This window comes from Tahibacter soli (genome assembly GCF_025717065.2).
GTDB classification, from domain to species: domain Bacteria; phylum Pseudomonadota; class Gammaproteobacteria; order Xanthomonadales; family Rhodanobacteraceae; genus Tahibacter; species Tahibacter soli.
In genome coordinates, this window is the sequence record NZ_JAOVZO020000003.1 from 387,631 (window position 1) to 411,870 (window position 24,240).

23 protein-coding genes are annotated in these 24,240 nt (G+C 69.2%); 17 read left to right on the top strand and 6 right to left on the bottom strand.

All coding sequences use genetic code 11. The features are described from left to right. Positions 1 to 133 precede the first annotated feature (133 nt). Entirely contained in the window at positions 134 to 976 is an 843-nt protein-coding gene (asd, locus tag OD750_RS04150) for an archaetidylserine decarboxylase (protein WP_263542944.1), read from the bottom strand. Next, positions 976 to 1,614 carry an SCO family protein gene (locus OD750_RS04155; protein WP_263542945.1) on the bottom strand — a complete coding sequence of 213 codons (639 nt, stop codon included), beginning with the start codon at positions 1,612 to 1,614 and terminating at the stop codon, positions 976 to 978. The genes asd and OD750_RS04155 overlap by 1 nt, the downstream gene beginning before the upstream one ends. 64 nt (positions 1,615 to 1,678) lie before the next feature. On the opposite strand from OD750_RS04155, the gene prmB reads away from it, so the two are divergent. The 13 genes from prmB (at position 1,679) to purF (ending at position 16,597) form a co-directional block, all read left to right on the top strand. Next, on the top strand, positions 1,679 to 2,608 hold the full coding sequence (prmB, locus tag OD750_RS04160; RefSeq protein ID WP_263542946.1) for a 50S ribosomal protein L3 N(5)-glutamine methyltransferase: 930 nt from the start codon (positions 1,679 to 1,681) through the stop codon (positions 2,606 to 2,608). A 17-nt stretch (positions 2,609 to 2,625) separates the two neighbouring features. After that, complete coding sequence (aroC, locus tag OD750_RS04165; protein ID WP_263542947.1) at positions 2,626 to 3,729, top strand: chorismate synthase; 1,104 nt, start codon at positions 2,626 to 2,628, stop codon at positions 3,727 to 3,729. Between the two features lie 66 nt (positions 3,730 to 3,795). Then, a complete protein-coding gene (locus OD750_RS04170; RefSeq protein ID WP_263542948.1) occupies positions 3,796 to 4,833 on the top strand; it encodes an aspartate-semialdehyde dehydrogenase in 1,038 nt (345 codons plus the stop codon). A gap of 250 nt (positions 4,834 to 5,083) precedes the next feature. After that, positions 5,084 to 7,663, top strand: a complete 2,580-nt coding sequence (locus OD750_RS04175; protein ID WP_263542949.1) for a motility hub landmark protein FimV — start codon at positions 5,084 to 5,086, stop codon at positions 7,661 to 7,663. A gap of 144 nt (positions 7,664 to 7,807) precedes the next feature. Then, positions 7,808 to 8,575, top strand: coding sequence for a tRNA pseudouridine(38-40) synthase TruA (gene truA / locus OD750_RS04180; protein ID WP_263542950.1), 768 nt, complete (start codon positions 7,808 to 7,810; stop codon positions 8,573 to 8,575). Next, positions 8,572 to 9,204, top strand: a complete 633-nt coding sequence (locus OD750_RS04185; RefSeq protein ID WP_263542951.1) for a phosphoribosylanthranilate isomerase — start codon at positions 8,572 to 8,574, stop codon at positions 9,202 to 9,204. The genes truA and OD750_RS04185 overlap by 4 nt, the downstream gene beginning before the upstream one ends. Continuing rightward, positions 9,201 to 10,418: a tryptophan synthase subunit beta gene (gene trpB, locus OD750_RS04190; RefSeq protein ID WP_263542952.1), complete on the top strand. Its 1,218-nt coding sequence runs from the start codon at positions 9,201 to 9,203 to the stop codon at positions 10,416 to 10,418. The genes OD750_RS04185 and trpB overlap by 4 nt, the downstream gene beginning before the upstream one ends. Positions 10,419 to 10,423: 5 nt before the next feature. Then, positions 10,424 to 11,242 (top strand): tryptophan synthase subunit alpha, encoded by an 819-nt coding sequence (trpA, locus tag OD750_RS04195; RefSeq protein ID WP_263542953.1) that lies wholly within the window; start codon positions 10,424 to 10,426, stop codon positions 11,240 to 11,242. Positions 11,243 to 11,360: 118 nt separating this feature from the next. After that, positions 11,361 to 12,227, top strand: coding sequence for an acetyl-CoA carboxylase, carboxyltransferase subunit beta (gene accD / locus OD750_RS04200; protein WP_263542954.1), 867 nt, complete (start codon positions 11,361 to 11,363; stop codon positions 12,225 to 12,227). Positions 12,228 to 12,238: 11 nt separating this feature from the next. Continuing rightward, positions 12,239 to 13,525 (top strand): bifunctional tetrahydrofolate synthase/dihydrofolate synthase, encoded by a 1,287-nt coding sequence (folC, locus tag OD750_RS04205; protein WP_263542955.1) that lies wholly within the window; start codon positions 12,239 to 12,241, stop codon positions 13,523 to 13,525. A gap of 47 nt (positions 13,526 to 13,572) precedes the next feature. Beyond that, complete coding sequence (locus OD750_RS04210; RefSeq protein ID WP_263542956.1) at positions 13,573 to 14,517, top strand: SPOR domain-containing protein; 945 nt, start codon at positions 13,573 to 13,575, stop codon at positions 14,515 to 14,517. Between the two features lie 18 nt (positions 14,518 to 14,535). Beyond that, positions 14,536 to 15,108, top strand: coding sequence for a CvpA family protein (locus OD750_RS04215; protein WP_263542957.1), 573 nt, complete (start codon positions 14,536 to 14,538; stop codon positions 15,106 to 15,108). 13 nt (positions 15,109 to 15,121) lie between these two features. Beyond that, positions 15,122 to 16,597 carry an amidophosphoribosyltransferase gene (gene purF / locus OD750_RS04220; RefSeq protein WP_263542958.1) on the top strand — a complete coding sequence of 492 codons (1,476 nt, stop codon included), beginning with the start codon at positions 15,122 to 15,124 and terminating at the stop codon, positions 16,595 to 16,597. A gap of 9 nt (positions 16,598 to 16,606) precedes the next feature. Here purF and OD750_RS04225 read toward each other — a convergent pair whose 3' ends face one another. Further along, positions 16,607 to 17,377, bottom strand: a complete 771-nt coding sequence (locus OD750_RS04225) for a class I SAM-dependent methyltransferase (RefSeq protein WP_263542959.1) — start codon at positions 17,375 to 17,377, stop codon at positions 16,607 to 16,609. A gap of 91 nt (positions 17,378 to 17,468) precedes the next feature. Between OD750_RS04225 and OD750_RS04230 the strand changes: the two genes are divergently transcribed. Genes OD750_RS04230 through OD750_RS04240 form a run of 3 tightly spaced genes read left to right on the top strand, consistent with a single transcriptional unit; the run spans position 17,469 to position 20,874 of the window. Continuing rightward, positions 17,469 to 18,281, top strand: coding sequence for a ferritin-like domain-containing protein (locus OD750_RS04230; protein ID WP_263542960.1), 813 nt, complete (start codon positions 17,469 to 17,471; stop codon positions 18,279 to 18,281). Then, positions 18,281 to 19,459, top strand: coding sequence for a hypothetical protein (locus OD750_RS04235; RefSeq protein WP_263542961.1), 1,179 nt, complete (start codon positions 18,281 to 18,283; stop codon positions 19,457 to 19,459). Before OD750_RS04230 ends, OD750_RS04235 begins: the two co-directional genes overlap by 1 nt. Then, complete coding sequence (locus tag OD750_RS04240) at positions 19,456 to 20,874, top strand: hypothetical protein (RefSeq protein WP_263542962.1); 1,419 nt, start codon at positions 19,456 to 19,458, stop codon at positions 20,872 to 20,874. Before OD750_RS04235 ends, OD750_RS04240 begins: the two co-directional genes overlap by 4 nt. On the opposite strand, the gene OD750_RS04245 is transcribed toward OD750_RS04240, so the two are convergent. Genes OD750_RS04245 through OD750_RS04255 form a run of 3 tightly spaced genes read right to left on the bottom strand, consistent with a single transcriptional unit; the run spans position 20,789 to position 23,045 of the window. Next, entirely contained in the window at positions 20,789 to 21,961 is a 1,173-nt protein-coding gene (locus tag OD750_RS04245; protein WP_263542963.1) for a glycosyltransferase, read from the bottom strand. The two genes, OD750_RS04240 and OD750_RS04245, sit on opposite strands and share 86 nt — an antisense overlap. 14 nt (positions 21,962 to 21,975) lie before the next feature. Beyond that, a complete protein-coding gene (locus OD750_RS04250) occupies positions 21,976 to 22,356 on the bottom strand; it encodes a DUF2304 domain-containing protein (RefSeq protein WP_263542964.1) in 381 nt (126 codons plus the stop codon). Next, positions 22,353 to 23,045 carry a glycosyltransferase family 2 protein gene (locus OD750_RS04255; RefSeq protein WP_263542965.1) on the bottom strand — a complete coding sequence of 231 codons (693 nt, stop codon included), beginning with the start codon at positions 23,043 to 23,045 and terminating at the stop codon, positions 22,353 to 22,355. Before OD750_RS04255 ends, OD750_RS04250 begins: the two co-directional genes overlap by 4 nt. A 402-nt stretch (positions 23,046 to 23,447) precedes the next feature. On the opposite strand from OD750_RS04255, the gene OD750_RS04260 reads away from it, so the two are divergent. Next, complete coding sequence (locus OD750_RS04260; protein ID WP_263542966.1) at positions 23,448 to 24,218, top strand: hypothetical protein; 771 nt, start codon at positions 23,448 to 23,450, stop codon at positions 24,216 to 24,218. Positions 24,219 to 24,240 lie beyond the last annotated feature (22 nt).

Genomic DNA, 24,240 nt, shown 5'->3' on the forward strand with positions numbered 1-24,240 from the left:
GGAATGAATCGCGAACCGGTCGTCGGCGATTTTATTCCGGCCGTTCAGGAGGTATAGCGCACGCCGTCACAATCTGACAGTGCGTGTCAGTATGTTGTTTGCAAACAACTGTGCGGCAGTCGGTTGAATCGGGTTACGGCGCGCGCCCGATACGTTCGCCGACGACGACGGCCTGCTGCGGCGCAAGGCCCGGGTCGACCGCGCCGACCGATGCCGGCAACAGCACGATCACGGTCGAGCCCATGTTGAAGCGCGCCATCTCGGCGAAGCGTTCGAGGCGGATGCCCTTGCCGCGATAGTCCTTGCGCACGATGCGGCTGGCGTAGCGCGGAATTTCCAGGCCGCCCCAGACCGTCGACACGCTCGACACGAGCATCGCGCCGACCATCACGACGACGAACGGCCCGTGCTCGCCCTGGAAATGGCAGACGAGGCGTTCGTTGCGCGCGAACAGCCGCGGCACCGATTCGACCGCGAACGGCGCGACGGAAAACAGCCGGCCGGGCACGTGCACCGTTTCGACCAGCGTGCCCGCGAGCGGCATGTGCGCGCGGTGATAGTCGCGCGGCGACAGATACACCGTGACGAAACTGCCGTCGCGGTAAGGCACGGCGTCGAGATCGGCGCCGAGCAGTTCGGCCGCGGTGTAGTCCTGGCCCTTCGCCTGGAAGATGCGGCCGTCGCGAATCGGTCCGGACTGGCTGACGCGGCCGTCGGCCGGACACAGCAGGGCGTCGGGGGCGGCATCGGGCGTGCGCGCGCCGGGTTCGAGCAGGCGCGTGAAGAACGCGTTGAAGTGTTCGAAGTCGTCCGGCGACTTTTTCTGCGCCTGCGACAGGTCGACGTCGTAGCGGCGCACGATCTGGCCGATCAGGAAGTTCTTCCACGGCTTGAACGTCCAGCGCGTCGCCCAGTAGACGAGTCGCGAGAGAAAGCGATGCGGCAGGACGTACTGCACCAGGACCGACGGCTTCATCAGGGTTTTCCGGCGAGGGTGGCGAGATCGGCGGCGATCGCTGTCGCATCGAGCGGCGGGCGGAACAGGCCGACGAGCGCCGGCTGCGGCCCGATGATGACGATCGACGCGCTGTGGTCGACGCTGTAGTCGCCGTTGCCGGTCGGCGTGCGCGTGTACAGCAGGCCCAGCGCGCGCGTGAGCGGCTGCAGCGCCTCGTCCTTGCCGGTGGCGCCGACGAAATCGGGGCTGAAGAAGCCGACGTAGCGGGCGAGCGTTTCGGGCGTGTCGCGGTCGGGGTCGACCGAGATGAACTGGAACTGCACTTTGTCGGCGAGTCCCTGCGCGACGAGCGTCTTGCGCACGTCCTTCATCACGCCGAGCGTGTTCGGGCAGATGTCCGGGCAGTTGGTGAAGCCGAAGAACGCGACGGTCCAGCGGCCTTTCCAGTCGTCGCGCGTCAGCGGCTTGCCGTCGGCGCGCGCGAGCGAAAATTCCGGTACCGGACGCGGCTCGGGATACATCATCGCGACCTTGGTCGGCGGCGCGGCGCGCGAGAACAGCTGCATGCCGAGCCACAGGCCGATACCGGCCGCGAAAGCGGCAAGCAGGATCACGGCCGTGGGCAGGGCCCGGCCGAGGTTATGACGAGTGTTCATTCGCCAAGTATAGACGCAGCGCAGCATTTATACTGACGGACCTTTTGTCGCAGCGCCGCGCTACATGACCGCCGAACTTGCAACGATCATCGACTTCATCCGCTACGGCGCGAGCCGCTTCGCGGGCGCGGGCCTGAGCTTCGGCCACAGCTACGACAACGCGCTCGACGAGGCCACGCATCTCGTGCTGCACGCGCTGCACCTGCCGCACGACCTGTCGCCGAACTACGGTCAGGCGAAGCTCGTCAAGGACGAGATCCGCGTCGTGCTCGACCTGATCGAGCGGCGCGTCCTCGAGCGCAAGCCGGTCGCCTACATCACCGGCGAGGCGTGGTTCGCGGGCCTGTTGTTCAAGGTCGACGAACGCGTGCTCGTGCCGCGCTCGCCGATCGCCGAGCTGATCCTCGCCGGCTTCTCGCCGTGGCTCGACGACCGCCACGTCGAACGCGCGCTCGACCTGTGCACCGGCTCGGGCTGCATCGGCATCGCGATGGCGTCGCACAACCCGAACTGGACGGTCGATCTCGTCGACGTCAGCGACGCCGCGCTCGAACTCGCCAACACCAATATCCGCTTCCAGGACGTGCAGGGCCGGGTGCGCGCGATCAAGTCCGACCTGTTCGACGCGATCGAGGGCGAGGTGTACGACCTCATCGTGTCGAATCCGCCGTACGTGACCGAGCAGGAATTCGCCGAACTTCCGCCCGAATACGGCCATGAACCGTCGCTAGGCTTGGTCGCCGGTCACGACGGCCTCGACTTCGCGCTGCGCATCCTTGCCGATGCGCCGCGGCACCTTTCCGAAGAAGGCCTGCTGATCGTCGAGGTCGGCGAGAGCGAGCACGCGCTGGCGCAACTGCTGCCGCGCGTGCCGTTCACGTGGATCGAATTCAACGTCGGCCCGATGGGCGTGTTCGCGCTCGACCGCCGCGATCTCGTCGCGCACGCCGACGACATCCGCGCCGCGGCGAACGCGCGCCGGCAGGGCGCATAAGGCAAGGCGAAACGAACGTGTCCAGCAATTCCTTCGGCAAGCTCCTGACCGTCACGACCTTCGGCGAAAGCCACGGTCCGGCGATCGGGTGCGTGATCGACGGCTGCCCGCCCGGGCTCGCGATCGCGCCGGAGGATTTCCGCGCCGACCTCGATCGCCGCGCGACCGGCAAGAGCCGTCACACGTCGCAGCGGCGCGAAGCCGACGACATCGAGATTCTTTCCGGCGTGTACGAGGGCGTCACCACCGGCACGCCGATCGCGCTCGTGATCCGCAACACCGATGCGCGCTCGAAGGACTACAACGACATCGCCGAGCGCTTTCGGCCCGGCCATGCCGACTACACGTACTGGCACAAGTACGGCGTGCGCGATCCGCGCGGCGGCGGCCGTTCGTCGGCACGCGAGACGACGATGCGCGTCGCCGCGGGCGTCGTCGCCAAGCGCTGGCTCGCCGAGCGTTACGGCGTGCGCGTGCGCGGCTGGCTCGCCGCGCTCGGCGACGTGACGCCGCGCGCGTTCGACTGGGATGCCGTCGAAGAGAACCCGTTCTTCTGGCCCGACGCCGCGATGGTGCCGGAACTCGAAGCGTTCATGGACCGTCTGCGCAAGTCCGGCGATTCCGTCGGCGCGCGCGTCACCGTGCTCGCCGACAACGTGCCGCCCGGTTGGGGCGAACCGATCTACGGCAAGCTCGATGGCGAACTCGCGGCGGCGCTCATGAGCATCAACGCCGTCAAGGGCGTGGAAATCGGCGACGGCTTCGGCGCGGTCGCGCAGCGCGGCTCGACGCATCGCGACGAAATCACGCCCGAGGGTTTCCTCTCGAACCATGCCGGCGGCATTCTCGGCGGCATTTCGACCGGGCAGGACGTGATCGCGTCGATCGCGCTCAAACCGACGTCGAGCATTCTCATTCCCGGACGCAGCGTGAACGTTCGCGGCGAGCCGGTCGAAGTCGTCACCAAGGGCCGCCACGATCCGTGCGTCGGCATCCGCGCGACGCCGATCGCCGAGGCGATGGTCGCGCTCGTGCTGATGGACCAGGCGCTGCGCCACCGCGCGCAATGCGGCGACGTCGGCGCGATGAAACCCCTCATTCCGGCGAAAACCGCTCCCTGAGCGAAAGCGCGCGCGGCCGGACCGCGCGCTTTCGCAGTCCGATATGTATCCAACTGGAGAAGTGTAATGTCTGCGAGTTCTGCGGAACGCAAGTTCAAGGTCGCGATGGTCGGCGCAACCGGCGCGGTCGGCGAAACCCTGATCGGCATTCTGAAAGAGCGCAAATTCCCGATTTCCGAATTCGTGCCGCTCGCGAGCGAACGCTCGGCCGGCAGCCAGGTGGATTTCGGCAACCAGAAAGTGACCGTGAAAGACCTCGCGACGTACGATTTCGACGGCGTCGACATCGCGTTCTTCTCGGCCGGCGGCAGCGTCAGCCGCGCGCACGCGGCCCGCGCGGCGGCGGCTGGCGCGGTCGTCATCGACAACACGTCGGAGTTCCGCTACCAGGACGACATCCCGCTCGTCGTCGCCGAAGTGAATCCCGGCGCGATCGCGCGGTACACCACGCGCGGCATCATCGCCAATCCGAACTGCTCGACGATGCAGATGCTCGTCGCGCTCGCGCCGATCCATCGCGAGGCGGGCCTGCGCCGCATCAACGTCGCGACGTACCAGTCGGTATCCGGTGCGGGTCGATCCGGCATGGAGGAACTCGGCCGCCAGACCGCGGCGATCCTCAATTTCCAGGACTACGAGCCGAAGAAATTCACCAAGCAGATCGCGTTCAACGTGATCCCGCACATCGACGACTTCCAGCCGAACGGCTACACCAAGGAAGAGATGAAAATGGTGTGGGAGACACGCAAGATCCTCGAAGACGAGACGATCGCCGTGAACCCCACCGCGGTGCGCGTCCCCGTGTTTTTCGGCCATTCCGAGGCCGTGCATATCGAAACTCGCGACAAGATCACAGCGGAGCGGGCGCGAGAACTGTTAGAAAGCGCCCCCGGCGTTGTGGTTGTGGATGAGCGCCAGCCGGGTGGATACCCGACCCCGGTGACGCACGCCGCGGGGCAGGATCCCGTCTTCGTGGGGCGCATCCGCGAGGACATATCGCATCCGCACGGTCTCAACCTCTGGATCGTTTCCGACAACATCCGCAAGGGCGCCGCCCTCAATGCGGTACAGGTCGCCGAGCTATTGGTGAAATCGTATCTGTGATCTATAGTTACGGTTGTGTTATAAGGCAAATTCGAGATTGGCCGACCGGCTTTCGGGCCGGCCGGCGCCGCCGCACAAGGTAGTGAGGCGAGGTTTGCAGCCGCGTAAGTGGTTGATCAACCGGATACTTTCGCGGAGCGCGGGCTGCGAATAGGGGAATGGACGGCGTCACGAAGGTCGCGCGGGATCAACCGTATGAATAGCAGGCCACTGGCCAAAGTTTCCGGGGGCTGACCTCATGAAAGGATCGTTGAAACTATCGCTGGCCGTTGCGCTTGCGCTAGCGGGTTCGGACGCGCTGGCACTCGGCCTGGGGATGATCCAGGTCCGGTCCGGCCTGAACGAACCGCTCAACGCCGAGATTCCCGTTACGGGCGGCCCTGACGAGACGGCCAGTCTGTCCGTCGCGCTGGCTGCCGCTGCCGATTTCGAACGCGTGGGCCTGTCGCGCTCGCGCGTGCAGGTGCCGCTGGAGTTCACCGTCGCGGCCGGCGCGCGAGGCGCCGTCATCAAGGTCACCAGCAAAGAGCCGGTCCGCGATCCGTTCCTCGATTTCCTGATCGAAGTGAACTGGGCCAAGGGCAAGCTGCTGCGCGAATACACCGTTCTGCTCGACCCGCCGACCATGGCGCCGGCGATCAAGGGTTCGCGCGCGAGCACCGCGCCGGTCAAGGAAACCGCGACGACGGCAGCGCCGTCGCAGTCGCTACCGGCCGCCAAGCCGGGCAAGGCGCCGCGTCCGACCAAGTCGGCCGAGCCGGTGGCCTCCGCGCCGCCGAGCACGCCGCCGGCCGAGAAGCCGTCGCGCGCGGGCGCCAGTGCCGGTGCCGGCGAGTACGGCCCGGTCGCCGCGGGCGAAACGCTGTGGGAAGTCGCCGCGGCGACCCGTCCGGACGACAACGTCACGCTCAACCAGGTGATGCTGGCGCTGCACCGGAACAACCCGAGCGCGTTCTTCAAGGACAACATCAATTCGCTCAAGCGCGGCGCGATCCTGCGCGTGCCGAGCGTGGAAGAGATCAAGGCCGTCGGTAGCGCCGCGTCCGCCGCGGCCGAAGTGCGCAACCAGAACGATGCTTCGCGCTCGGGTACGCCGACGCTCGTCGCCGATTCGGCCGCGTCGGCCAGCGCGCCGGCCGCCGCGCCCGCGACGAAGACCGCGCAGCCCGATCGCCTGGCGCTGGTGCCGCCCAAGTCGAGCAAGGACAGCAAGCCGACCGCCGAATCGGCCGGTTCTGGCACGAGCGCGAGCGGCGACGTGACCACGCGGGCGGAACTGGCCCGTACGAAGGAAGCGCTTGCCAGCCGCGAACAGGAAACGAACGAACTCAAGTCGCGCGTGCGCGAACTCGAGGAAATCAAGAACAAGAACGACAAGCTGATCTCGTTCAAGGACAGCGAGCTGGCTGAACTGCAGAAGAAACTGAAGGAACTGCAGGACAAGGCCGCCAAGCCGGGCGCCGCGCCGGCCGCGACGACGCCGGCCGCAACGCCGCCGTCGACCGCCGCGACGACGCCGGCAACCGCGACGCCGAAGCCGGGCGAGCCGCCGAAGACCGGCGAGTTCAGCAAGGAAGAAATCTGGGGCAGCGCCGCGGGCGACAAGGCACCGGCCGCGTCGACGACGCCGTCCGCGACCGCCGGTACGACGCCGTCGAGCACGACCCCGCCGCCGTCCACCGGCACGACGCCGCCGGCGAGCACGACGACCCCGTCGCCGACGACCGGCACGACGCCGCCGTCGACGACCTCGACGCTGCCGCCGGCCACCGCGACGCCGTCGACCACGACGCCGCCGGCCTCGACCACCGGCACGCCGCCGTCGACGACCGCGACCACGCCGCCTGCGACGACCGCACCGGCCGCGACGCCGCCGAAGCCCGCCGCCAGCACGACGGCGCCGGCCAAGGCGCCGACGCCGGCCAAGGTACAGCCGCTCGCGGCCGACGAGCCGTGGTGGCAGAAGACGTGGGTGCTCGCTGTCGGCGGTCTTGCGCTGCTCGCCGTCGTCGGGCTTGCCCTGATGAACCTGCTGCGCCGTCCGAAGGCTGCGCCGGCGGCCGACACGGGTGCCGGCGACAACACCGCGTACGCGGGCGGCTACGACGAGGAACACGGTCTGCTCGACCGTCTCGCGCAGTACCCGGACGACACGTCGGCGCATCTGGAACTGACGAGCCTGTACTACGCGCAAGGCCAGGCCGACAAGTTCGAAGACGCGGCGCAGGCGATGTACGCGCACATCAGCGACACCTCGATGGCCGAATGGCAGCAGGTGCGGGCGATGGGCCGCGAGCTCGCCCCGCACAATCCGCTGTTCGCCGACGAGCCGTCGTACCAGGCGCCGACGCATGCGCACACGTTCGGCAGCAGCGAACCCGAGCCGATGCGTTTCGACGGTTTCGACGACGTGTCGAGCTTCGGCAAGACGCAGCCCGCCGCCGCGCTGCCGGAAGAAGACACGTTCGACTTCGACCTGGCCGACCGCAGCGCGACGACGCAGACGATTCCGGCGCCGGCCCCGGCTCCGGCGGCGCCTGCACGCGACGATTTCTCGCTCGATCTGCCGCCGATGGACTTCGACACGCGCATTTCGCAGCCGTCGCTGACGCCGCCGCCGAGTTTCTCGACGCCGGCGCCGCCGCCGTCGCGGATCGAGGACGATCTGATGGCGACCGACGATGCGATCGGCACGAAACTCGATCTGGCCAAGGCGTATCTCGACATGGGCGACCCCGACGGCGCCAAGTCGATGCTCGAGGAAGTCATCGCCGAAGGTTCGGACAAGCAGAAGGCCGAAGCGCGCAAGCTGCTGGCCGAGATCCGATAAGAAGAACACGGTGGTTTGAACTGCGGGGGCCGGCTATGCCGGCCCTTTCTTTTTGCGCATCGACACTGGCATTGCCGGCCCTTTCTTCGCGGTGGCGCCCGGCGCGGCTACAATCGCGCCCCCATCGCCCGTTCCGGAGCTTCCTTGCGCATCGCCCTCGGCGTCGAATACGACGGCACCGACTTTCTCGGCTGGCAGCGGCTGTCGACCGGGCGGACCGTGCAGGAAGCGCTGGAAGACGCCCTGTCGTTCGTCGCCGACGCGCCGGTCGAGGTGATCTGCGCCGGCCGCACCGATTCGGGCGTGCATGCGCGCTGCCAGGTCGTGCATTTCGACAGCGACGTCGTGCGCGCGCCGCGCAACTGGCTGCTCGGCGCCAATTCGCGCATGCCGCGTTCGGTCTGCGTGCGCTGGGCGCAGGTCGTCGACGGCGAGTTCCACGCGCGCTTCGCCGCGCGCGCGCGGCGCTACCGCTACACCATCCTCAATCGCGACGTGCGCCCGGCGCTCGATGCGCGCTACGTCACCTGGGAGCGCGTGCCGCTCGACGTCAACGCGATGCATCACGCGTCGCGCGCGCTGATCGGCGAACACGACTTCAACGCGTTCCGCACCGTCGCCTGCCAGGCGCCGACGTCCAGGCGCGACATGCAGGCGATCGACATCCGGCGCGATGGCGATCTCGTGCACATCGAAGTGCAGGCGAACGCGTTTCTGCATCACATGGTGCGCAACATCGTCGGCAGCCTGCTGCCGGTCGGTCGCGGCGAGGCGCGCGCCGAATGGGTCGGCGAAGTGCTCGCGGGCCTGGATCGCAGCAAGGCCGGGCCGACCGCGCCGGCGCAAGGGCTGACGTTTCTCAGGCCGCTATATCCGGCGCAATGGCAGCTGCCGGCCGAGGTGACGCTGTGAGCCGCGTGCGCATCAAGTTCTGCGGGCTCACGCGCGCGGATGACGTCGCGGCGGCCTGCACGCTCGGCGTCGACGCGCTCGGTTTCGTGCTCACGCGGCGCAGCCGGCGCTACGTCGATCTCGATGCCGCCGTCGCCTTGCGCACCGTCGTCGCGCCGTTCGTGTCGGTCGTCGCGCTGGTGATGGACGACGAGCCGGCCTGGGTCGCAGAAGTCATTTCACGGTTCGCGCCCGATCTGCTGCAATTCCACGGTGCCGAACCGGCGGCGTTCTGCGCCGGTTTCGGCCGGCCGTACCTCAAAGCCGTGCCGATGGGCGGCGACGGCGCGGATGTCGCGGCTTGCGCGCGCGAACATGCGCTAGCGGCGGGTTTTCTGCTCGACAGCCACGCGCTCGGCGAGCCCGGCGGCAGCGGCAAGGCGTTCGACTGGACGCGCATGCCGCGGGACGTCGGCCGGCCGCTGATGCTCGCCGGCGGGCTGACGCCCGCGAACGTCGGCGACGCCGTACGCATCGCGCGGCCGTACGCCGTCGACGTGTCGAGCGGCATCGAAAGCGCGCCGGGCATCAAGGATTTCGGAAAAATGAAGCTTTTTGTACAAAACGCCAACACGGCAGGTGCGGCATGACCGACGAAACGATCGACTTCCACGCCTTGCCCGACGCGCGCGGCCGGTTCGGCAGCTACGGCGGCGTGTACGTCGCCGAAACGCTGATGGCGCCGCTGGCCGAGCTCACCGAAGCGTACGAGCGGCTCTCGCGCGATCCCGAATTCATCGCCGAGTTCGACTACGACCTCAAACACTACGTCGGCCGGCCGAGCCCGATTTATCACGCGCAGCGGCTGTCGCAGAAAGTCGGCGGCGCGCAGATCCTCCTCAAGCGCGAAGATCTCAATCACACCGGTGCGCACAAGATCAACAACACGATCGGCCAGGCGCTGGTGGCCAGACGCATGGGCAAGCGCCGCATCATCGCCGAGACCGGCGCCGGCCAGCACGGCGTCGCGAGCGCGACGGTGTGCGCGCGTCTCGGGCTCGAATGCGTCGTGTACATGGGCGCGGTCGACATCGAGCGACAGGCGATCAACGTCTATCGCATGAAGCTGCTCGGCGCGCAGGTCGTGCCGGTCACGTCGGGGTCCAAGACGCTCAAGGACGCGCTCAACGAAGCGCTGCGCGACTGGGTCACGAATGTGGACTCGACGTTCTACATGATCGGCACCGTGGCCGGCCCGCATCCGTATCCGCAGATGGTGCGCGACTTCAACAGCGTCGTCGGCCGCGAAGCGCGCGCGCAGATGCTCGAGCAGTACGGTCGTCTGCCGCACGCGCTCGTCGCGTGCGTCGGCGGCGGCTCGAACGCGATCGGCCTGTTCCATGCGTTTCTGAACGACCGCGACGTGCGCATCGTCGGCGCCGAAGCCGCCGGCGACGGCATCGAGACCGGCCGTCACGCGGCATCGCTCGCGGCCGGCCGGCCCGGCGTGCTGCACGGCAATCGCACGTACGTGCTGTGCGACGACAACGGCCAGATCATCGAAACGCATTCGGTATCGGCCGGCCTCGACTATCCCGGCGTCGGCCCCGAGCACGCCTACCTCAAGGACGCCGGCCGCGCGCAATACGTCGGCGTGACCGACGACGAAGCGCTCGCCGCGTTCCACGAACTCGCGCGCACCGAGGGCATTCTCGCGGCGCTCGAATCGAGCCATGCGATCGCGCAGGGCATCAAGCTCGCGCGCGACATGCGCAAGGACGAACTCGTGCTCGTGAACCTGTCCGGCCGCGGCGACAAGGACGTGCACACCATCGCCCGGCGCGAAGGACTGACGCTCGGATGACCGCCATGAACCGCATCGACCAACGTTTCGCCGCACTCAAGGCCGCGCGCCGTCCGGGCCTGATTCCGTTCATCACCGCCGGCGATCCGGCGCCCGAATCGACCGTCGCGATCATGCATGCGCTCGTCGCGGCCGGCGCCGACCTGATCGAACTCGGCGTGCCGTTCTCCGACCCGATGGCCGACGGCCCGGTGATCCAGCACGCGAACGAGCGCGCGCTCGCCAAAGGCGTCGGGCTCGTCCAGCTGTTCGCGTGGGTGCGCGAATTCCGGCAGCGCGACGCGCAGACGCCGATCGTGCTGATGGGCTATCTCAACCCGGTCGAGATCATGGGCCATGCCGCGTTCGCGCAGGCCGCCGTCGCGGCCGGCGTCGACGGCGTGCTGCTGGTCGACTGCCCGGTCGAGGAACTCGACACCGCGCAGCCGATCCGCGACGCGGGTCTCGCGCAGATCTTCCTTGCCGCACCGACCACCGACAACGCGCGCCTTTCGCGCATCTGCGACGAGGCGAGCGGGTTTCTGTACTACGTGTCGTTCGCCGGCATCACCGGCGCGGCGAAGCTGTCGACCGACGCCGTGCGCGAGCGCGTCGCGGCGATCAGGACGCGCGCGCACACGCCGGTCGCGGTCGGTTTCGGCGTCCGCGACGCCGAATCGGCCGCCGCGATCGCGGGTTTCGCCGACGCGGTGGTGATCGGCAGCGCATTGGTCGATACACTGGCGGGCAGTGCGACGGCCGAGGAGGCTGCGATGCGTGCCACGGCGTTCCTGACCCCGATCCGGGCGGCGCTCGATGCGCTGACCGCGGCCGATGCCGCGTAGCCCGGACCCGACGCCTTCCGACCCCGCGGCATCGCCGGACGCGACGCCGCCCGAACCGTTCGACCCGAGCGCGCTGGTGCCCGACGCACCGCCGATCGATACCGGAGAAACTGGCGACATGAGTTGGCTTTCCAAACTGATGCCTTCGCGCATCCGTACCCAGGGCACGAGCAAGGGCAAGGTGCCGGAGGGCTTGTGGGAGAAGTGCGACGGCTGCGGCGCGGTGCTGTACCGGCCCGAGCTCGAACGCAATCTCGAAGTCTGCCCGCAGTGCAACCACCACCACGCGATCCGCGCGCGCAAGCGCCTGCTCGCGTTCTTCGACGAGGGCTCCACCCAGGAACTCGACGCCGATCTCGAACCGGTCGACGCGCTCAAGTTCAAGGATTCGAAGAAGTACCGCGACCGCATCGTCGCGGCGCAAAAGCAGACCGGCGAGAAGGACGCGCTGATCTCGATGCGCGGCCTGCTCAAGACGCGCCCCGTCGTCGGGGTCGCGTTCGAGTTTTCGTTCATGGGCGGCTCGATGGGGTCGGTCGTCGGCGAAAAGTTCACGCGCGCGGCCGAGCTCGCGCTCGCCGAACGCATGCCGCTCGTGTGCTGGTCGGCGACCGGCGGCGCGCGCATGCAGGAAGGCCTGCTGTCGCTGATGCAGATGGCCAAGACGTCCGCCGCGCTCGCGCGCATGCGCTCGGCCGGCGTGCCCTACGTGTCGGTGCTGACGCATCCGACCACCGGCGGCGTGTCGGCGAGCCTCGGCATGCTCGGCGACCTGAACGTCGCCGAGCCGAAGGCGCTGATCGGGTTCGCCGGCCCGCGCGTGATCGAGCAGACGGTGCGCGAAACGCTGCCGGAAGGCTTCCAGCGTTCCGAGTTTCTCGTCGATCACGGCGCGATCGATTTCATCGTCGACCGCCGCGAGACGCGCGACAAGCTCGCGGACGTGCTCGCGCTGCTGATGCGCCAGCCCAAGGTCGCCGCATAAGCCCGACCGCCGTGCAGCGCACGCTCGACGAATGGCTGGACTACCAGCTGACGACGCACGTGCGCGGCGTGGATCTCGGCCTCGCGCGCGTCGGCGAAGTCTGGCGGCGCCTCGGCGCGCCGCGGCCGGGGCGCGTCGTCGTCACCGTCGCCGGCACCAACGGCAAGGGTTCGACCGTTGCGTTCGTCGAAGCGATCGCCGCCGCGGCGGGCCTCGCCTGCGGCGCGTACACCTCGCCGCATCTGCTGCGCTACAACGAGCGCGTGCGCGTACTCGGACATGACGCGAGCGACGCATCGCTCGTCGCCGCGTTCGAGCGCATCGAGACCGCGCGCGGCGACCTGCCGCTGACGTATTTCGAGTTCGGCACGCTCGCCGCGCTGCTCGTGTTCGCCGACGCCGGTCTCGATGTCGCGATCCTCGAAGTCGGCCTCGGCGGGCGGCTCGACGCGGTGAATCTCGTCGATGCCGACGTCGCCGTCGTCACGACGATTGCGCTCGACCACCAGGACTGGCTCGGCGACAGTCTCGACGGCATCGGCCGCGAAAAGGCCGGCGTCGCGCGCGCGGGACGTGTCGCGATCGTCGGCCAGATCGATCCGCCGGCCGGTCTGACCGGCGAACTCGCGCGCATCGGCGCGCTCGTAAGGCGTGCCGGCATCGACTTTCGTCTCGACGTCGACGCGCAAGGCTGGCACTGGTACGACGCGACGCGTCGCTACGACCTGCCGGCCGCCGCGCTCGCCGCGCCGTGCCAGCCGGCGAACGCCGCCGCGGCGATCGCCGCGCTCGTCGCGCTCGGCGATCGCCTGCCCATCGACGCTGCGCACATCGCGCAAGGCGTCGCGAGCGCGCGCGTCGCGGCGCGCCTGCAGCGATTCTCGCTCGGCCGCGGCGAACTCGTGATCGACGTCGCGCACAATCCGCAGGCCGCCGGCGTGCTCGCCGACTGGCTCGCCGCCCAAGGCGACGGCCGGCGCAACGTGGCTGTGTTCGGCGCGCTGGCGGACAAGGACGTCGCCGGCGTCATGGCGCCGCTCGCGTCGCGTTTCGACGCATGGCGGCTTGCCGGTCTCGATCGCGACAGTCCGCGCGGTCTTGATTCCGGCGGCTTGCGCCGCATCTACGACGGCGTCGCGCCGCAAGCCGCGGTCTGGGTGCACGACGACGTCGACGCCGCCCTCGACGCGGCCAAACCGGCGCTGCACGAAGGCGCGCGCATCGTCGCTTTCGGTTCATTCTTCGTGGCATCCGCGGCCTTACGCTGGGCCGCAGCGCACGGATTGCACGCCGGCTGATCGTCGCGGCGCGTATAATCCGCACGGTTACCGGAGACTCGCTGCCGATGGATTCCCAGCTGAAACAGCGCCTGATCGGCGCCGCAGTCCTGATCGCGCTTGCGATCATCTTCGTGCCGATGTTCCTGTCGGGGTCGCCGCCCAAACCCGAAACCGTGACCGAGAACCTCGCGATTCCGCCGGCGCCGTCGGAGCGCGAGTTCCAGACGCGCGTCGTGCCCGCGCAAGGCGGTAACGCGACGTCGCCCGCACCGCTGACGACATTGCCGGCCGGCGAAACCGACAAGGTGGCGACGGTCGACGCCGGCAGGCGCGAGCGCGTCGAAGTGCCGTACGAGGCGCAGCCGGGCGGCAAGCCGGCGGCTGCGACGACGCCGGCCAAGCCCGAGCCGGCCAAGCCCGAACCGCTGCCGGCGAAGCCCGCGAGCGCGCAGACCGCGCCGCCGGCGGCGACGCCCGGCGGTCGCTTCGCTGTACATTTGGGCGTTTTTGCGAATGCGGCAAATGCGGAGGGACTCGTCGCGACCGCGAAGAAGCACGGCCTCGCCGCGTACACCGAAAGCGCCGAAGCCGACGGCAAGCCGGCGACGCGCGTGCGCCTGGGTCCCTATGCCGACCGCGCGACCGCGGAGGCCGCGCGGCTCAAGCTGAGCCAGGTCGACGCGAAGCTCAAGGGCAGCGTCGTCGACGTCGGCGCCGCGCCGGCCGCGCAGCCGAAGGCCGACGCGCCGGCGACCGCGCTCCCGGCGAACCGCGCCGGCGGCTGGGCGGTGCAGCTCGGCGCGTTCAAGTCGCAGGAAGAAGCGAACAAGCTGATGCAGCGCGCGAAGGGCGCGGGCTTCGCCAGCTTCGTCGACACGGTCGGGCAGGGCGCCGAAAAGCTTTGGCGCGTACGCGTCGGCCCAGAGGCCGATCGCGCGAATACCGAAAAAGTGCGCGACGCGGTGAAAGCGAAACTCTCGGTCACGGGAATGATCGTCACGCTGCCGTAGCGTGACGCGACCTTTGCCATGAACTGGGCCGACTACACCATCCTCGCCGTACTCGGCCTTTCCGTCCTGATCGGGTTGTGGCGCGGACTGATTTCCGAAGTGATGGCGCTCGCGTGCTGGGCGGCGGCGTTCTGGGTCGCCTGGACGTTCGGCGACCGCCTCGCCGAGGCGTTCACCGCGGTCGACGTGCCGTCGGTGCGGCTGATGCTCGGCTACGGCATCTGCTTTCTCGTGGTGCTGATGTTCGGCGCGCTCGTGACGTTTCTCGTGCGCAAGCTCGTCGCCGGCAGCGGGCTGTCGGGCACCGATCGCCTGCTCGGCATGTTCTTCGGGCTCGCGCGCGGCATGCTGCTCGTCGTGCTCGCGGTGCTGCTGCTCGGTTTCACACCGCTTCCGCGCGACCCGTGGTGGCATGAATCGCGCCTGCTGCCGAGCTTCCGGAACGGCGCGGAATGGCTGTCGGCGAGGCTGCCGGAAAACGTCACGAAACATCTCGACTTCAAGGGCGTGCTGGAGCGCTTGCCGCTCGGCCCGCCCAAACCTTCGGAAGCGCCGACGGCGCCCGCGGAACCGAAAAAATCTTCCTCTTGAGTGGTATCGCGTCATGTGCGGAATTATTGGAATTGTCGGCAAATCCGAAGTCGCTTCGGCGCTGTACGACGGCTTGACGGTGCTGCAGCACCGCGGACAGGATGCGGCCGGCATCGCGACGATCGACGGCAGCCGCCTGCGCCTGCACAAGGCGCGCGGTCTCGTGCGCGACGTGTTCCAGCGCGACGACATGCTGAAGCTGCGCGGTCGCGTCGGCATCGGCCACTGCCGCTACCCGACGGCGGGTTCCGAAGACGTCGGCGAAGCGCAGCCGTTCTACGTCAACTCGCCCTACGGCATCGCGCTGGCGCACAACGGCAACCTCGTCAACGCCGATGCGATCCGCGAAGAGCTGTTCGACGGCGATCGGCGCCACATCAACACCGAATCCGATTCCGAGGTGCTGCTCAACGTGCTCGCGCACGAGCTGCAGATCCAGGAACGCATGGCGCTGACGCCCGACCACATCTTCAAGGCCGTGGCCGGCGTGCACGCGCGCGCACGCGGCGGCTACGCGGTGATCGCCCTGGTGCTCGGCTACGGCATCCTCGCGTTCCGCGATCCGCACGGCATCCGGCCGCTCGTGCTCGGCGAGCGCGACACCGCCGAAGGCAAGGAATACGCGGTTGCGTCCGAATCGGTCGCGCTCGACATCCTGGGCTTCAAGCGCCTGCGCGACATCGAGCCGGGCGAGGCGGTGCTGCTCGGCTTCGACGGCACGCTGTCGCACCGGCGCTGCTCGGAAGGCCATGCGCACACGCCGTGCATCTTTGAATACGTATACCTTGCGCGGCCCGATTCGATGCTCGAGGACGTGTCGGTGTACAAGGCGCGCCTGCGCATGGGCGAACGCCTCGCCGCGAAGATCGCGCGCCTGAAGCCCGACCACGGCATCGATGCGGTGATTCCGATTCCCGACACCGCGCGCACGGCGGCCAGTTCGCTCGCGAGCGATCTCGGCGTGCCGATGCGCGAAGGTTTCGTCAAGAACCGCTACATCGGCCGCACGTTCATCATGCCGGGGCAGAGCGAGCGCGTGAAGTCGGTGCGGCGCAAGCTCAATGCGATCGAACTCGAATTCCGAGGCAAGACGGTGCTCCTGGTCGACGATTCGATCGTGCGCGGCACCACGTCCAAGCAGATCATCCAGATGGCGCGCGAAGCCGGCGCAAAAAAAGTGTACTTCGCGTCAGCGGCGCCGCCGGTGCGCTATCCGAACGTCTACGGCATCGACATGCCGGCGCCGGCGGAACTCGTCGCGCACAATCGCAGCGAAGACGAAGTGGCCGAACTGCTGGGCGCCGACTGGCTCGTCTATCAGGATCTTCCCGATCTCGTCGCGTCGGTCGCCGAAGGCAACGAGAAGCTCAAGCAGTTCGACACGTCGTGCTTCTCCGGCGAATACGTCACCGGCGTGCAGAACGACTATCTGCGCGAACTGGAATTTGCGCGGTCGGATGAAGCGAAGAACCTGCGGCGCGCGTCGTAGGCCGACCGATCAGAACCCGCGGCGCTTGCGCGCGACGATCCACAGCGTCGCGGCGAGCGCGCGCAGCGGCCAGACGTTTTCCAAAGCGTTGAGCGGCTGTATCGCATCGACCGCGCGCGCGACGCCGCGATGTCGCAACAGGCTCGCGGGCAGGCTCGCCGGCATCAGCTGGTGCCGGCCCCAGCGCTGCGGCTCGAAGCCGTGATGCAGCAGGCGTTCGCGAAACGCCGCGAGCCGGTAGCGCCGCGCGTGCGCCTGCGCGGGAAACCAGCGTCGCGACAGCCACTCGCTCCACGAGCCGGCGTTGGGCAGGTGCGTGACGACGAGCGCGCCGTCGGGCTTGAGCACGCGCCACAGCTCGGTCAGCGACTCGCCGTCGTTCGGCACGTGTTCGAGCGTGCCCGCGGCGACGATCGTGTCGAAACTTTCATCCGCGTAGTCGAGCCGCCACGGATGTTCGATGCGGCGATAGACGAGGCCGGACAGCGCGTGGCAGTCGGCGTATTCGTGCGCGTCGCAGACGTCGCAGCCGTGCAGCTCGAGGTTCGCGCCGACGTCGCGCCGCGCGAGCCACGACATCGCGCCGTGCCGGCAGCCCCAGTCCAGCACACGCTGGCCCGGTGCGAGCGCGTCGCGGATGTGCGCGTACGCGCGCAGCACTTCGCCGCTGCCGGCGCGCAGCGCGGCTTTCGCGTCGAGATAGGGATCGGCGCCGCGCGCGCGCAGCGCGAACAGCTGCGCCAGCGCGTCGGCGAGCGTCGTCGTATCGAGAGCGGACATGCGCGGGACGATAGCGTTTCCGAGGCACACGGTCACGCACGGCGCGCGATGCTTCGGCATAATCGACCGGTCTTTGCGTCTCGGACGGACGATGCCTGCATCCGACGACAATCTGTTTGCCGCCGCCGCCGCGTGTCTCGCCGAACGCGATCCCGCGCGCAAGGTCGCGCTGACCGCGGCGACGGCACGGCGTTTTCGCGCGGGCGAACTGTCGCGCTCGCCGTGCGGCGAGCCCGAGCCCGTCGGCGAACCGGGACGGCCGGCGCAGCCCGTGCTCGTCGCGCCGCGCGACCTGCCGCAGCGCGGTCTCGGCACGCCCGACGGCCGCGCGGCGCTGTTGCACGCCGTCGCGCACATCGAATTCAATGCGATCAATCTCGCGTGGGACGCGGTGTACCGCTTTCGCGACCTGCCGGACGACTACTACGCCGACTGGGTGACGGTCGCCGACGACGAAGCGCGCCACTACGGGATGCTCGTCGCGCGCCTTGCCGAATTCGGCCACGCGTACGGCGACTTCGCAGCGCATGATGGACTTTGGGAAATGGCGAAAAAAACCGCCGAATCGTGCCTGGAGCGCATGGCCCTGGTGCCGCGCGTGCTCGAAGCGCGAGGGCTCGACGTGACGCCGGGCATGGTCGCGCGGCTCGAATCGGCCGGCGACCGCGCCAGCGCCGATGTGCTCAAGATCATTCTCGCCGAGGAGGTCGCGCACGTCGCCGCGGGTTCGCGCTGGTTCGAATGGTGCTGCGCGCGCGAGCGCGTCGAGCCGGCCGCGACGTTCGACGCGCTGTTGCGCCGGCACTATCGCGGCGCGCTCAAGGGGCCGTTCAACCGGCCGGCGCGTCTGGCCGCCGGCTTCAGCGCGGACGAACTGGCGCGCCTCGACGCGATGGTGTCCTGATGCGCGCCCGGCTCGCGGTCGCGCTCGTCGTCTGGTGGATCGTGTGCCTCGTGTGGTTCGCGAGGATTCCGGTGACGGCGCCGCTCGTGCCGGCACAGCGCGAAGCGTTCGCCGGCGCGAGCTTCCGCAGTGCGATCGGCGATGCCGGCATCGACGGGCAGGCGCTGTCCGTGACGGCGATGGACGACAAGGATGGCGTACTGCTCGTGCGGCGCGTCGATATCGTCGCGGCCGAGCGGCCGGTGCTGCGCTATCGCGTCGGCAATTTTCCGTCGACGATGGAACTGGCACTCGTGTTTCGCCGGGCCGACGCGCCGGGCGACACGTTCTCGACGACGCTGACGACGCCGCGCGGCGAGGTCGGCACGATCGATCTGGCGACCGAGCGGGAATGGCGCGGGCGTATCGTCGAAGTCGGCTTCGCGGCGTACGCGGTCGCGCAGTCGGCGCCGCCGGCGACGGCGTTTCGTCCGTATCGCTTTCTCGACGCGACATTCGAGTCGCCGTCGTGGCGCGGCGCGCTCGGCGCGACCGCGACCGAGTGGTTCGGCCGCCGCTACTGGGCGCTGATGTCGATGAGTGCGCTCGGCCCCGACGCGCCGCGCGTACGATCGCGCTCGCTGATTCTGTTCGCGGCGGCGGGCGTTCTCGGCAGCATCGCGCTTGCGGCGTGGCTCGGCGGCTGGCGCGAGCGACGCCTGCTGCGTTTCGCGATCGTCGCGAGCGTTTGCGCGTGGGTCGCGCTCGATCTGCGCTGGCTGCTGACGCTGACCGACCGCCACGCGGGTACGCGTGCGGCGTACGCAGGACACGACTGGCGGCAGCGCCAGGCACTGCAACCCGACCGTGGCGTCGCCGCGGCGGCGGCGCGCGTGCGAGAAGCGCTCGGCGACAAGCTCGGGCAGGTGCGCCTGCTTGTCGACGCGCCGTCGGACTACGAACGCGCGCGGCTCGTGTACCACCTGCTGCCGGCGAACGCGGCGCCGATCAACCTGCTCGTCTACGCACGGAAGAACTATCCGGGCGTCTATCTCGTGACCTACGAGCGCGACGCGTCGAACTACGACGCCGAAAAAGGGCTGCTGACGCTGCTCGACGAGACGACGGAGCCGGCCGAACGCCTGATCGACGAGCCGCCGCTGCAGTTGTACCGGCTGCGCCAGGCGGGTGCGCCGTGAGCGCGGGCTACGCGTTCGCCTGGCTGTACGTCGCGCTGCTCGGCAGCGGCGTGTGGATCGCGGTCGCGGGCCTGCCGCGGCGCGCCGATATCGCGGCGTGCCTGGGCTACGGCGTCGTGCTCGGACTCGTCGCCTGCGGTCTCCTCGTCGCCGGGCGCGCGGCGCCGGGCGCGCAGCTCGCCGCCGCGGCGTGGCCGTGGTTCGCCGCGACGCTGGCCGTCGTCGCGGTCGCCGCGGCGTGGCGTGTACGGCGCGCACCGGCCGACGGCATTCTCGCCGTGCCGTCCGAACGCCTGCCATGGTGGGGCTGGGCGCTGCTCGCGCTGCTCGCATGGCGCTTCCTGCTGATCGTCGACGAGGCGTGGCTGCGGCCGGTGTTCGCGTGGGATACGTGGATCGCGTGGGCGGCGAAGGCGAAGGTCTGGTTCGAGAGCGGGCAGGCGGCGCACTACGTCGCACCGCCGCTGTGGATCGACGGCGCGGATGCGAACGCGCGCACCTCGCTCGCCTGGCACTACCCCGAACTCCTGAGCCGCATCGACCTGTGGCTCGCGAGCGCGAGCGGCGCATGGAACGAGGCGGCGATCGGCCTGGCCTGGCCGGCGTTGTGGCTCGCGATGCTGGCCGGCTGCTACGGGCAGTGGCGCGCGCTCGGTCTTGCGCGCCCGCAGGCCGTGCTCGCGGTGTATGCGCTCGGCTCGCTGCCGCTGATCAACGTGCATGCCGCGCTCGCGGGTTATGCTGATTTGTGGATTGCTGCCATTCTGGTTTTTGCGGTGCTGGCTTGGCAGCGCTGGCTGGTGCGCGGCGAGCGCGCGCAGCTCGTGCTGTGCGTGGCGCTGCTGGCAACGCTGCCGCTGATCAAGTTCGAGGGCATGGTCTGGGCGGTGGCGCTCGCGGCGCTGATCGCGTTCGGCGCCGTGCCGCCGCGCTGGCGCCTCGGCGGTGTCGCGATCGCGCTCGTGCTCGCGGCGGTCGCGGTGCTGCTGTCGTGGTGGCTCAAGCTCGCCTGGCTGACCACGGCGCTCGGCATTCTCGGCGGCGGGGGCGGCGGACGTTCGGCGACGAGCCTCTTCGGCGTGCTGCGCGCGTTCGCGTCCGGCCTGTTCGCGCAGTACAACTGGCATCTGCTGTGGCTCGTCGTGCCCGCGCTCGTCGCGCTGCGCTGGCGGCTCCTGCGCGAGGATCGCGCGCTCGCGCTGCTGGCGTTGTTCGTCGCGGGCGCGGTGGTGTTCGTCGTGGGCCTGTTCGCGCTGACGCCGGCTGCGAAGTGGGCCGAAAGCAATACCGCGATCAACCGGCTCGTGCTGCAGATCGTGCCGGTCGCGGTCAGTCTGTGCGCGCTGTGGCTGCGCGATCTTTCGCTATCGACCGATACAGATCGAGCGACGAGCACGCCGCCCGATCCGGCGTGAACGTCGCGTGCCAGCGCGCACGCCCGGCATCGCCGTGCCGGCGGCGCAGCGCCGGATCGTCGGCGTAGCGCCCGAGCGCCGCGGCCAGCGCGCGTTCGTCGCCGGGCGGAACGAGAAGACCGGTCGCGCCGTCGTCGACGACGTAGCCGACGCCCGAGCCCGGAATCGCGCTCGCGACCGCCGGGAGGCCCGCGCGCATCGCTTCGAGCAGCACCATGCCGAACGCCTCGGCGCGATCGAGCGAGGGCAGGCAGAACACGTCGGCGTCGGCGTAGGCCTGGCGCAGCGCGGCGTCGTCGACGTGCCCGGCCAGCCGCACGCGGTCGGCGAGGCCGTCGGCGCGCACCTGCGCGCGCAGCGCCGCGGCACGTTCGCCGCCGCCGATCAGGTGCAGCGCGACGCGCGGCAGATGGCGCATGGCGTCGAGCAGGATCTCGAAACCTTTGTAGTGACTGAGCCGGCCGACCGCGAGCACGCGCAGGTGGTCGCGCGGCCACCCCGGCGACGCCGCCCGACGCGGCGGCGCGGCCGCGGCGTCCGCGGCGAGGCCGAGCGGAATGACGTGGATCTTGTCGCGCCACGGCACGAGCGGCGCGCTCGCGTCGCGATACGGCGCCGACGTCGCGACGATCGCGTGCGCGCGGCGCAGCAGCGCGGTTTCCCACGGCCGATACAGCGGATAGGCGAGGCGCAGCGCGCGGCTGCCGCCGTCGAGCGGAATGTCGGCGTGCCAGTGCACGACCCACGGCACGCGCCGCGCGGCGGGCGAGAGCAGCGCGAAGAACGCCGACGTGTTCGGCACGTGGATGTGCAGCACGTCGGGCCGGAAGCGTTCGATCGCGCGCGCCAGCTCCCGCGCGAACGTGGGGCTGACCGGCGCATACAGCCATTGTCCCCAGCAGCCGACTTCGCGCACCGCGACCGGGCCGTCGTCGCGCGAGCGCGACTGCCGCACGCCGGGCGGCGCGTGCACGAGCGCGGCGACGTCGGCGCCGAGCGCCGACTGCGCGCGGCCGAGTTCGGCGAGGGCGCTTTCGATGCCGCCGGCGACCGGCGGATAGAACTTTCCGATGTGCAGAACGCGCATGGCGGCCGTTCCGGCTATTCGGACGCGCCCGGCTTCTCGCGCCGCGCCGCCTGTGCTTTCTGCAGCGCGGTCAGTTCTTCTTCGAGTATCGCGAGCTTCTGGTTGAGGCGGCGAATCTGGCGTTCCTGGCGCGAACGCTCGATGTCGAGCTGCAGCATGCGGATCAGGATCAGCGACAGGCCGACGATGATCGGCAGTACCGGCGGATACGCGATGCCGGTCAGGTGCGCGAGCCAGTCGACGGTGCGCGGCACGAAGCCGATGACCAGCGTCACGGCGGCGATCAGCAGCCACCACAGCGCGTAGGGGCCGTGCAGGTGGTCGCGGCGGACGAGATAGAGAATGCTGCCGCCGAGCAGCACGCCGATCAGGGCGGCGGTGATCTGGGCGGTCATGCCTTGTCGGCTCCGGCCAGCGCGCGCGCGCGCGGCGCGCGGGCGCCGATGCGCGCGATCGACAGCACGGTGGTCGCGATCATGTAGCGCGCGACGGTGAACCACGACGAGAAGATGCGCGAGCCGCCGCTCGAGCGCGGCGACATCGACGTCGGCGCCTCGTGCATCGAAAGTCCTTTTCTACGCAGCAAAATCAGTACCCCGATATCTTGATAGTCGATCAGACTGGCCTCGCGCGACGCAAGCGCGCGGATCGCGCGGCGGCCGTACACGCGTAAGCCGGACGTGAAGTCGGTAACCCCCAACCCCGTGATCAGCCGGAAATACGCCCAGGCGAGGCGCTTGGCCCGGCTCAGGCGGCCCGGGCAGGTGCCGATCGTGACGTCGGCGCCTTGCCGGCGGTGCGCGGCCAGGAGCGCGGGCAGCTGCGCCGGCGGATGCTGGCCGTCGGCGTCGAGCGTGACGACGAGGTCGTAGCCGTTGCGCAGCGCGAATCGCATGCCGGCCTGCGCCGCGCCCCAGGCGCCGAGCTGGAACGGCAGGTTCAGCACGCGCGCGCCGGCTGCCGTCGCCTGGGCCGCGGTGCGGTCGGCGCTGGCGTCGTTGATGACGAGGACGTCGCAGTCGAGCGTCGCGATGACGCCGCGCACGACATCGCCGACCGTCGCCTGCTCATTGCGGGCGGGCATGATGGCGAGGCAGCGGGCGGGAGAGGTTCGGTTCGGCACGTGGATGTGGAGTCCGAAAACCCGATTCTCCCTGTCGATTCAAAGAAGTGTCAACGAAGCGCGCGTATGATCGCGCCGTGTGCCTGCGCAGGATTCGGGCTCAGGCACGAAGAAAAACGCGGTCGCGCGAATTATTTTCGACCGGGGTGTCCGGTCCCGGAGTCGGGCTGCGTTACTAGCTCCCGAGTGCCCGACCGGGCGCGGACCAGGGCTGACCGCTCGCAAGTGCCAAGTTCATCATGAATCGCCGCTAACACGTTGACGGCATTCGATTGACTTATCTACACTTGCGAAGTGTCGGGCCACGTTATGCCAATGTGGGGAGGGAGCGCAGCTCCTGCCCGATCCAAATGGGAGATTCAAATGAAAGCCAATGTAACGATCAAGGCGCTGTCGGCTGCGGTTCTCGGTCTGGCTGGTATGGCGTTTGCCGGTTCCTCGATGGCGCAGTGCGCGGCCGATCCGGCTCAGCCGACCGGCGCGTGGAGCGGCAAGGTTGTGGTCGGCGGTGGCGCGCTTGCCATCACGACGCCGGGCCTCAAGGCCACCGCGTGCGCCGCGAGCGCTTCGATCAACACCGGTGCGGGCGGCCTCGCCACCGCCGTCGTGCGCGACGATACGCCGGCTGCTGAAACCCGCTACCGTTTCCGTTTCTATCTGAACACCGATGCGCTGACCGGCTTCGGCGGCGTGCAGGGCGCGCAGATCTTTACGGCCAACTCGACGAATCCGTTCCCGGCCGTCGGCGGTTCGACCCAGATCCTGCGCATCGCGCTGGTTCCGGGCGGCGCCACTGGCAAGCGCCTGAACTTCATTGCCGCGTGCAACGATCCGGGCGTCGGCTACCAGTGCTCGAGCATCACCCCGCTCGCCGCGACCGGCACGGTCAACGTCGTCGAAGGCGAAATCGTGATCGGCGGCGCCGGCACCGGCAAGGTCAACTACTGGGTGAACAACAACGTCGCCGCCACCGCGACGGGCACGATCAACCTCGACAACGCCGCCTGGACGGGCGTCGACACGACGTTCATGGGCCTGAGCAACGCGACCGCGACGTTCAGAACCAACCAGGCCACCAAGGCTGTCGTGTTTGACGAGTTCGATTCGCGTCGTCAGACGTTCATCGGTTTCTGATTGCAGTAACTTCGGAGAATTC

Bases quoted from the DNA above. Each gene is read 5' to 3' on its own strand.
- asd (WP_263542944.1), bottom strand. From the start codon at position 976: ATGAAGCCGTCGGTCCTGGTGCAGTACGTCCTGCCGCATCGCTTTCTC.
- OD750_RS04155 (WP_263542945.1), bottom strand. From the start codon at position 1,614: ATGAACACTCGTCATAACCTCGGCCGGGCCCTGCCCACGGCCGTGATC.
- prmB (WP_263542946.1), top strand. From the start codon at position 1,679: ATGACCGCCGAACTTGCAACGATCATCGACTTCATCCGCTACGGCGCG.
- OD750_RS04170 (WP_263542948.1), top strand. From the start codon at position 3,796: ATGTCTGCGAGTTCTGCGGAACGCAAGTTCAAGGTCGCGATGGTCGGC.
- trpB (WP_263542952.1), top strand. From the start codon at position 9,201: ATGACCGACGAAACGATCGACTTCCACGCCTTGCCCGACGCGCGCGGC.
- trpA (WP_263542953.1), top strand. From the start codon at position 10,424: ATGAACCGCATCGACCAACGTTTCGCCGCACTCAAGGCCGCGCGCCGT.
- accD (WP_263542954.1), top strand. From the start codon at position 11,361: ATGAGTTGGCTTTCCAAACTGATGCCTTCGCGCATCCGTACCCAGGGC.
- OD750_RS04210 (WP_263542956.1), top strand. From the start codon at position 13,573: ATGGATTCCCAGCTGAAACAGCGCCTGATCGGCGCCGCAGTCCTGATC.
- OD750_RS04215 (WP_263542957.1), top strand. From the start codon at position 14,536: ATGAACTGGGCCGACTACACCATCCTCGCCGTACTCGGCCTTTCCGTC.
- purF (WP_263542958.1), top strand. From the start codon at position 15,122: ATGTGCGGAATTATTGGAATTGTCGGCAAATCCGAAGTCGCTTCGGCG.
- OD750_RS04225 (WP_263542959.1), bottom strand. From the start codon at position 17,377: ATGTCCGCTCTCGATACGACGACGCTCGCCGACGCGCTGGCGCAGCTG.
- OD750_RS04230 (WP_263542960.1), top strand. From the start codon at position 17,469: ATGCCTGCATCCGACGACAATCTGTTTGCCGCCGCCGCCGCGTGTCTC.
- OD750_RS04235 (WP_263542961.1), top strand. From the start codon at position 18,281: ATGCGCGCCCGGCTCGCGGTCGCGCTCGTCGTCTGGTGGATCGTGTGC.
- OD750_RS04245 (WP_263542963.1), bottom strand. From the start codon at position 21,961: ATGCGCGTTCTGCACATCGGAAAGTTCTATCCGCCGGTCGCCGGCGGC.
- OD750_RS04250 (WP_263542964.1), bottom strand. From the start codon at position 22,356: ATGACCGCCCAGATCACCGCCGCCCTGATCGGCGTGCTGCTCGGCGGC.
- OD750_RS04255 (WP_263542965.1), bottom strand. From the start codon at position 23,045: ATGCCCGCCCGCAATGAGCAGGCGACGGTCGGCGATGTCGTGCGCGGC.
- OD750_RS04260 (WP_263542966.1), top strand. From the start codon at position 23,448: ATGAAAGCCAATGTAACGATCAAGGCGCTGTCGGCTGCGGTTCTCGGT.